Annotated in this window: 6 protein-coding genes and 1 pseudogene; 5 read left to right on the top strand and 2 right to left on the bottom strand. The window is 37.3% G+C overall.

Annotated features, from left to right (window positions below):
- Positions 1-901, top strand: a 901-nt coding sequence (locus FJR08_RS22935) for a type IIL restriction-modification enzyme MmeI (protein ID WP_371415578.1), incomplete at its 5' end; no start/stop codon positions are given.
- A gap of 545 nt (positions 902-1,446) precedes the next feature.
- Here the strand turns inward: FJR08_RS22935 and FJR08_RS22930 are convergent.
- Positions 1,447-1,680, bottom strand: coding sequence for a DUF4351 domain-containing protein (locus FJR08_RS22930; protein ID WP_168634689.1), 234 nt, complete (start codon positions 1,678-1,680; stop codon positions 1,447-1,449).
- A 68-nt stretch (positions 1,681-1,748) separates the two neighbouring features.
- Positions 1,749-2,622 (bottom strand): annotated as a pseudogene (locus FJR08_RS22925) (Rpn family recombination-promoting nuclease/putative transposase).
- 79 nt (positions 2,623-2,701) lie between these two features.
- On the opposite strand from FJR08_RS22925, the gene FJR08_RS22920 reads away from it, so the two are divergent.
- The 4 genes from FJR08_RS22920 to drmB form a co-directional block, all read left to right on the top strand.
- Positions 2,702-2,956: a UPF0175 family protein gene (locus tag FJR08_RS22920; protein WP_015079924.1), complete on the top strand. Its 255-nt coding sequence runs from the start codon at positions 2,702-2,704 to the stop codon at positions 2,954-2,956.
- A complete protein-coding gene (locus FJR08_RS22915; RefSeq protein ID WP_168634688.1) occupies positions 2,946-3,434 on the top strand; it encodes a DUF3368 domain-containing protein in 489 nt (162 codons plus the stop codon). Before FJR08_RS22920 ends, FJR08_RS22915 begins: the two co-directional genes overlap by 11 nt.
- 117 nt (positions 3,435-3,551) lie before the next feature.
- On the top strand, positions 3,552-7,442 hold the full coding sequence (drmA, locus tag FJR08_RS22910; protein ID WP_174783222.1) for a DISARM system helicase DrmA: 3,891 nt from the start codon (positions 3,552-3,554) through the stop codon (positions 7,440-7,442).
- Positions 7,443-7,609: 167 nt separating this feature from the next.
- Positions 7,610-9,451, top strand: a 1,842-nt coding sequence (drmB, locus tag FJR08_RS22905) for a DUF1998 domain-containing protein (protein WP_168634687.1), incomplete at its 3' end; no start/stop codon positions are given.

Below are 9,451 nucleotides of genomic sequence, written 5' to 3'. Positions count from 1 at the left end.
TGCCTGGTCTCCTAGTCGTTGGGTAATTAATTTTAAAGATTGGCCTTTAGATGCTGAAAATGATGATCCTAAAAATCCTAAAGGTAGACCTTATGCAAGTGATTATCCTGATTGTTTAGCGATTGTAATAGAAAAAGTTAAACCGGAGAGAGAGAAAAATAAAGATAAACAAAGGCGTGAAATTTGGTGGCGTTTTACTCGTCCTACTATAGAACTTTATAGTGCGATCGCAAACATGGAAAGAGTGTTACTAACATCAAGACATAATAAAATTTTAATTTTTGAATTAGTAACAACTAGGGAAGTATTTAGTGAAGCCCTTTCTGTTATTGCATCAGATAAATTTAGCACACTTGCATTATTACAGTCTTCAATACATAGCTTTTGGGCGTGGCAATTTTGTTCAACAATCAGAGATGCAGGTATTAGATATTCACCAACAGATGGTTTTGAAACATTCCCCTTCCCCACATCAACCGCAAACCTAGAACAAATAGGCGAAAAATATTACACTCACCGCCAAAAAATCATGTTAACCCGTCAAGAGGGATTAACCAAAACCTACAACCGCTTTCACAACCCCGACGAAACCAACCCAGACATTGAAGAATTACGCACATTACACATAGAAATGGATAACGCGGTAGCTGCTGCTTATGGTTGGGAAGATATAGAATTAGATCATGATTTTCATGATACAAAACAAGGTATCCGGTTCACGATTTGCGAAAATGCGAGACGAGAAATATTAGATAGATTATTGCAATTAAATCATCAAAGATACGCGGAAGAAGTCGCCGAAGGTTTACATGATAAAGGGAAGAAAAAAGCGAAAGGTGGGGGGAAGAAGAAGGTACAGGAGGAAGTGAATAATGATGTGAAACAGATTGAGATGTTTTAGGGAATGGGGAAATTGTCAGAATCAGGATTTCCAGGATTTAAGGATTTACAGGATGTTGTTTTGATATTTTCTGTTTGGTGTTTGGTAATTGGTAATTGTCTGAATCAGGATGTCCAGGATTATAGGATTTACAGGATGTTGTTGATAAATTTTCTGTTTGGTGTTTGGTATTTGTTATTTGTCAGAATCAGGATGTCCAGGATTATAGGATTTACAGGATGTAAGTGTTTTATTGTCTATGATAAATACAGATTTGAGGATGATATATAATGAATAAATGATTTGATAATTTATTTGCTATTATTGATTGACTACTAGGGTAACTTAATTTTATTATAATCTCAAATATTCACAAACAAATTACCAATAACATCCTGTACATCCTTAAATCCTGGACATCCTGTTCGCGCAGCGTGGCGTTAGCCATTTCAGACAAAAAAATCAAAAACACTACACAACCAAACATCAAACCACATCCTGTACATCCTCAAATCCTGGATATCCTGATTCTGACAAAATAAAATTATTATTACGCAATTCCCTAACTAATTATCATTTAACCAATCTACCAAATCATTGATATTTGAAAAGTCTAATAAAGCATCTGCTAAATTATCCAACTTTTCAATATTCAGAGTTTTGATTTTATCAACCAATGATGAATCTAATTCTCCAAACCGACGATTAAGTAAACGGATTATTGTCCTTTGTTCACCTCGTTTGTCACCTTGTTTCTCACCTTTTTGGAAAATATCTTGATAAATTACTGATTCTCGCATAATATCCTCGTCTTATAGAGAAAGTCCGTTTTAACGGACTCTCATAAAATTACAGTTGTTAGTGTTGATTAATTTTGACCTTCATGTTGATTGTCATTTAACCAATTTACCAAATCATTGATATTAGAAAAGTCTAATAAAGCATCTGCTAAATTATCCAACTTTTCAATATTCAAAGTTGTGATTCTATCAACCAATGATGAATCTAATTCTCCAAACCGGCGATTAAGTAAACGGATAATTGTCCGTTGTTCACCTAATTCTCTACCTCGTTGTTCACCTTGTTTGTCACCTTGCTTCTCGCCTTTTTGGAAAATATCTTGATAAATTACTGATTCTCGCATAATGTCCTCCCTAAGTAATTGACTAATCAGCTTTTTCTCAAACCGTAAACCTGCTAAAATCTCAGTACAGGCTACAATATCCCGCTTGATTTCTATTTCCTCAATTTTAGCAACACTTTCAGCAACCTGCGATAATAAATCTTGAGGTGCATTTGTGCGGGTTAATGGTGCTAATGGTAAGAGTGCGGGATTATTAAGAAATAAAACAGGGTCTTGTTCCCACATTCTAATTACTTGATAATAGTGGGTAGTATTTACATCTTGGTAAACATTGATAAAAGCATTTTTATCTTCTGTTTCCTGGAGGAAAATCACGACTTGGATAATGGTACATTCGGGATATAGTCTTTTTAACCGAATATAATAATCTAGGACGCGGAAAGGAATGGGTTTTCGAGAAGTTGATAGTGTCTGAAATTCGATGTGTAAAATTCGGTTTTCACTTTTCGTCAAACGTGACAAAATCAGCACGAATTGGTTCAATACTCAATTCGGTTTTTAAAACTTTGACGCTTTGTGGTTCTTCTGGTAGTAACCATCGGGCAAAATCAAGAGGATATTTTTCAGCTAATAGCTTACAAACGTTGTCAAAACTCACGGTTTTATCAGAATTTGTTGATTAATTGTTATTATAATATAAATGGAAACACCAATTCCCAATTACCAATTCCCAAACCATGAAAACCATACCCATTCAATTACCAGAAACCGCATTTTCTGCACTGCGAAAAAATCCCGAAGAATTTGTGCAAGAAATGAAAATTGCAGCCGCCGTAAAATGGTACGAATTAGGTGATATCTCGCAAAATAAAGCAGCAGATATAGCCGGACTAACTCGGACAGAGTTTATTTATGCTTTATCTCGTTATCGAGTTGATTTTATGCAATATACAGCGGAAGAATTAGCTGAGGAAATGTCAAATGTTGATTAATCGCATCATTATTAATTCCTCACCTCTAATTGTGTTGTTTAAAAGTCAACAAGCAGAATTATTACCACAATTATTCACAGAAATATTAGTTCCAGAAGGTGTTTTTGAAGAAGTTACTCAGGGAAGAGAAGAAGATATTGCATCAAGACAATTATCTACTGTTCCTTGGATACAAAGAGTAGTAATTGATAGCATAGCACCTGAAGTAGCAGCTTGGGATTTAGGAAAAGGAGAATCACAGGTATTGAGTCTAGCGTCAAAAAATTCAGATTATGCGGCTATTGTAGATGATAGAGCAGCACGGCGTTGTGGTCAATCATTAACTATTATTACTATGGGTACAGGAGGTTTATTAATATTAGCGAAAAGGAGGGGATTAATTTCTAGTGTATCTCCTAGAATTGAGGCTTTACGTAATGCTGGATTATGGTTATCAGACAGTATGGTTAATATACTTAAACACCAAGCTGGTGAATAAAAATTAGCAACCTAAAAAACAAACTTCCCAATTCCCAATTCCCAATTCCCAATTCCCAATTCCCAATTCCCAATTCCCAATTCCCAATTCCCAATTCCCAATTCCCAATTCCCAATTATGATTATCCAACTTCCTGCAATTCTCCCCGGTGAACTTGATTTAGTAGAGATAAATAAAAAACTCCGTCAACATCAAATTATCTTAGATTGGAGTAGTGTAATTTCTGCACCAGAATCACAATTAGCAATACTTTTAGAAGGAATTGATTCAGTAGAAGATGTTGATTGGTTAGGAATAAATGGAGAAATTAGTGATCATATTGCTGCGGATATTAATAATTATATCAAAACCCATACCAAAACCGAAGAACAACAACCTATTTTATCATCAAATATACCTTCAGCTTATAAAATTCGAGAAGAATTAGAAATAGCAATTATTAACGATTTACTCGGTCCTGCTGGTGGTGAAGATGAAGAATTAGATGAAAAGAGTGTAAGCGATCGCTATTTAGTAGGACTACTTGCACCCCAACACCGTCGCATCACTGAAGAAACAATAGAAAAATCCAGTGTTGTTAATCAAATATCCAAAGATGATAATTTAGATAATTCGGATAATTTAGATGATAATTTACGGGAAGTAGATTGTTATTTACCCGGAAATAATGATGAATTAGCTATTAGTGGTAAAGGTACTGTGGAAGATGGTAGTACAGAAGTTAATGTCCCTCCATTAGAAACTATGTTTCCATCTTCTTTCGGAATGACATTTTGTGTTAATGGTACAGCTAAAGCATTACAAATTACCGCCGGTTGGGGACAATATAAAAAAGTACCTAGCGGAATCTTGAACAAAGTAGATAGTCACACTAAAAAAGTTTGGAAACGGGAACAAATTCGCTCTAATTCTCCTACTATTCCTTTAATTGAGGGAGTAATTAATAATTGGATAGTTGATCCACAATATCCAGAAGTTTATGTAAAAGGACAAATTAGGAAACAAAATAACGGTGATTTTATTGTCAGTTTATTTTTAATCAATGGACAAAGAGAAACTAAAGAAAAACGAGATGAAACTTGGTTATTTCAACCAGAATTAAGGGTTAAATCCGCCGATTCTCAACATCCTGATATTTTCTTAAAACGACATCAACCCCGATCATTAGGAAAATTAGATCCTGTAATTTATACTGAAGAAAAAACTATGGCCATGCTTTACCGTAAACAGGTAGAATTTGCCATTGGTCATGGTGTCAGTGTCCATGCAAAAACAGCATCAAGAACTGAAGAACGTGCTGTTGAATTATCAATTTCAGTAATTCCAGCTTATGAAGTTCCTAAAACCTCTCCTCCACAAGTAGACGAAATTCCAGAATTAGCAGGATTGGTTTTAGATATGCAAGAATTATCTACAACTGCAACTGGTGATCTTGCTAATAAAATTAGTCCTTTAATTACAGCTTATCAAAGTTGGATTAATACCCAAAAACAACGGATATCTGACCCCGCAACCGGATTAACAGACTATGAAAATGAAGCGAAAACTGCTATTCAAAAATGTGAACAGACTTTAAATAGAATTAGGGAAGGACTGACATTGTTACAAACCGATGAAAAAGCAGCAGACGCTTTTCGGTTTATGAATCAAGCAATGTATTTACAGAGAGTTCATTCTATTTATTCAGAACAAATCCGTCAAAATAAAACCGCAGATTTACAGCAAATTTCCCTTTCTCAACCTCGCTGGTTTCCCTTTCAGTTAGCATTTATTTTACTCAATTTACCCAGTATTACCAATTTACATCACCCAGATAGAAGTCATCCCCAGGATGCAGTTGCAGATTTACTTTGGTTTCCTACTGGTGGGGGTAAAACCGAAGCATATTTAGGTTTAACAGCTTATACTCTGGGTTTACGCAGATTACAAGGTAATATTGCGGGACGTTCTGGAGAGTATGGGGTTGCTGTTCTCATGCGCTACACGCTACGATTGTTGACTTTACAGCAATTTCAACGCGCTACGACTTTAATTTGTGCTTGTGAATCTATCCGCAAAACAAATGAAAGTAGATGGGGTAAAGAACCTTTTAGAATTGGTTTATGGGTAGGTCAGCGCACAACCCCTAATCATACCAATCAAAGCGAGGAATTTTGTAAACAAGAACGGGGACAGTATCAGCAAAGCGGTAGCGGTTCACCCCATCAATTAAATAATTGTCCTTGGTGTGGTACTAAAATTAACCCCGGTAAACATATAAAAGTTGAATCTGTTGCTAAAGGAAGGGGACGGACATTAATATACTGTGGTGATGATTTAGGACGGTGTTTATTTACTGAAAAACAATCTCCGGGTGAGGGTTTACCCATTCTGGTGGTTGATGAAGAAATATATCGCCGTTTACCAAGTTTACTAATTGCTACAGTGGATAAATTTGCCCAAATGCCCTGGAAAGGTGAAGTACAAATGTTATTTGGTCAAGTGGATGGCTATTGTCAGCGTCATGGGTTTCGTTCTTCTAATATAGAAGATACAGATTCACACCGTAAAACTACTAATTTAGCTGCTGCTAAAACTATCCCCTTTAACAAGCTGCGACCACCAGATTTAATTATTCAAGACGAGTTACACCTAATTAGTGGACCTTTGGGGACTTTAGTGGGACTCTATGAAACAGCCGTAGATGAGTTAGCATCCTGGGAAGTTGATGGTAAAAAAGTACGCCCTAAAGTTGTGGCTTCTACGGCTACGATTCGCCAAGCACAAAGTCAAATATATAACTTATTTTTGCGAGATTTACAGGTTTTTCCTCCCCAATGTTTGGATGTGGAAGATAACTTTTTTTCCCGTCAACGTCAACCTAGTGAAATTAATCCCGGTAGGCGTTATTTGGGAATTTGTGCCACAGGACGCAGGTTAAAAGCGGTATCAATTCGTGTATATATAGCGATTTTATCAGCTTCCCAATTTCTGTATGAAAAATATGGCGATCGCGCTGATCCTTGGATGACCCTAGTAGGTTATTTTAATTCCATGCGAGAATTAGGAGGAATGAGAAGGTTAGTAGATGATGATGTGCGTATTCGTCTAGGAAAAATGGATCGTCGGGGACTAGCAAAAAGACTGAGAATAAATTTAGAAGAACTGACATCACGCAGAGACTCTACAGAAATTCCAGAAATTTTAGACAGACTCGAAACCACCTTTGATCCGCAAAAAGATGCCGAAATTAAAGCCAAGCGGAACACAAAAGGGAACGCAAAACAAACAATTAATCAAATAGAACCATTAGATGTTCTCCTAGCTACTAACATGATTTCCGTAGGTGTGGACGTAAAACGGTTAGGTATTATGGCAGTAACAGGACAGCCAAAAAACACAGCCGAGTATATTCAAGCTACCAGCCGTGTAGGGCGGACATATCCAGGTTTAGTATTAACAGTGTATAATTGGGCGCGTCCTAGAGATTTATCCCATTATGAAAGATTTGAACATTACCACGCCACCTTTTACCAGCACGTAGAAGCCTTATCATTAACACCTTTTGCGCCCCGTGCCATTGATAAAGGGTTAGCAGCATTATTTGTTACATTAGTGAGGTTGGCAGGTAAGGAATTTAATGGTAATGACCAAGCAGGAAGAATTGAACGTCACCATCCTTATATTAAAGCTGCAATAGAAACAATTTGCGATCGCGCCGGATTAGTAGGGGATGCTGAAACCCAGAAAATGGTAAAACAAGCACTAGAAGCCAAACTAGATATTTGGTTAAGCAAAGCCCAAAACATACAAGGTGGGGGCATTCTTAAATACCAAATAGAAAAGCGGGACGGTTTAACCATAGAACTATTAAAATCAGCAGGTCGAGAAACCTGGCAAGATTTTACTTGTTTAAATTCCCTACGCAATGTAGAACCAACCGTAGGATTAATTTTACAAGACCAAGTACCCGACGACGACATTAACCGCCTTCCAGAAAAAATGACCAAACAGAAACAGAATTTGTAAACATATTCCCAATCCCCAATTCCCCATTCCCAATCCCCAATCCCCCATTCCCAATCCCCAATCCCCCATTCCCAATCCCCAATTCCCCATTCCCAATTCCCAATTCCCAATTCCCAATTCCCAATTCCCCATTCCCAATTCCCAATTCCCAATTCCCAATTCCCAAAATGTATAAATACAAAGTTGGCGAATTACGCCCCAGTCAAATATTATTTTCCTTCGGTGTCGGTGCTGTACTTGACCTACCCAACCTCTCAGTTATGGTCATGGGTTTAGAAGACTGGAACACTCAAAATGCACTCGAATTAAATGAACCAAGACTTTTAGCTGCTGTTCGTAAAGAATTAGGTTCACAAGTAAAACGACTGCTTTCACCTCCCACGCCTCCAGAAAATGTCACATCATCTGGTCCCTTTGATGAAGTCAACAGAATAGGAATCCCAGTCGCACCTTTTCCTAGTTGGATGGTTTGCCCTAAATGTCATTTACTTGCTTCCCTAAAATCAGAACTTTTTCAATTAAAAGAAAATCCTTACCGACCAGATCAAACTAAATATGTTCATAAAAATTGTCCTAAAAGCAAAAAAGAACCAACAGCCATACCCTCACGGTTTCTTGTTTCTTGTGAAAGAGGACATTTAGATGATTTTCCCTGGAGTTACTTTGTCCATCGAGGAGAAAATATTAACTGTAATGGCGCTTTGAGATTTGAAGAATATGGTGTATCTGGTTCTCCCAGCGATATTTTTGTAATATGCAGTTGTGGTCAACAACGCCCTTTATCAGATGCTTTTGGTGAAAGCGGAAAAGAAAATATGCCTCGTTGTCGCGCCCGTCATCCCCATTTACGTGACTTTGATGATACCTGCGACAAACAAATGAAAACCATTTTATTAGGTGCATCTAATAGTTGGTTTCCCATTACCCTTTCCGCTTTGTCAATTCCTGAAAGTTCCCATCAATTATTCCAAATAATCGAGCAATATTGGCACGTTTTAAATAAAGCTACCAGCCAAGATATTTTAAAAAGTAATCTAGATTTATTACAAGCGATCGGTCAATTTCCTGACTTATTAACCGAATTATCAAAACATCCCCTAGAAGAAATCTGGACAATAATTGAAGAAAAACAAAATCAACAAGAAAGTAATTCAGATGATAAAAATGCCAGGGACTTAAAAACTCCAGAATGGGAAATTTTTTCCCAAGCAGACCCCAATTTTAATACACCAGATTTTCAGTTAAAACCAGTCAAACCTCCTGCTGGCTATGAAGATTATTTTTCCCAAGTTGTATTAGCAGAAAGATTGCGGGAAGTTCGCGCCCTAATTAGTTTTACACGGATTCAATCACCGGGTGACTTTATAGATGAAGGGGAAATACTCACGGAACATTTAGTAGACTTGAGCCGTAAAAATCCTCAATGGGTTCCCGCAAGTGAGGTAAAAGGGGAAGGTATTTTTATTCAGTTTAACGAAGAAAAATTGAGTCAATGGGAACAAAGTCAACTATTACAAGATTATCAAAATCGAGCTTTTGAAGCTCATAAACAGTGGTGTAAAATTCGTTCTCTCGACCCAGTGAAAATAACATTCCCTGGAGTTCGCTATATTTTACTACACTCTTTCGCCCATGCCCTCATGCGACAAATGGCAATAGAGTGTGGCTATAATGCTGCCAGTTTAAAAGAACGAATTTACTCCAAACGTCCTCAAGAAGAAGGTAGTCCAATGGCAGGTGTACTGATTTACACCGCAGCACCTGACAGCGAGGGAACTTTGGGAGGCTTAGTAAGTTTGGGAGAACCAAAAAAGCTGGGTTATCATATTGACCAAGCTTTAGAACAGATGCAGTTGTGTACTTCTGACCCCTTGTGTGCAGAACATACCCCTTTGAAGGGAACAACTTCTCTACATTGGGCAGCTTGTCATGGGTGTTTATTCAGTCCAGAAACCTCCTGTGAACGGGGAAATAAATATCTAGACCGTGCAGTTTTAGTTCCCACTGTA

This window comes from Dolichospermum sp. UHCC 0260 (assembly GCF_009711985.1).
Taxonomy (GTDB): domain Bacteria; phylum Cyanobacteriota; class Cyanobacteriia; order Cyanobacteriales; family Nostocaceae; genus Dolichospermum; species Dolichospermum lemmermannii.
This window is presented reverse-complemented; position numbering and strand designations above follow the sequence as displayed.

Coding starts and splice junctions, on each gene's coding strand:
- FJR08_RS22930 (WP_168634689.1), bottom strand. CDS start 1,680: ATGCGAGAATCAGTAATTTATCAAGATATTTTCCAAAAAGGTGAGAAA.
- FJR08_RS22920 (WP_015079924.1), top strand. CDS start 2,702: ATGAAAACCATACCCATTCAATTACCAGAAACCGCATTTTCTGCACTG.
- FJR08_RS22915 (WP_168634688.1), top strand. CDS start 2,946: ATGTTGATTAATCGCATCATTATTAATTCCTCACCTCTAATTGTGTTG.
- drmA (WP_174783222.1), top strand. CDS start 3,552: ATGATTATCCAACTTCCTGCAATTCTCCCCGGTGAACTTGATTTAGTA.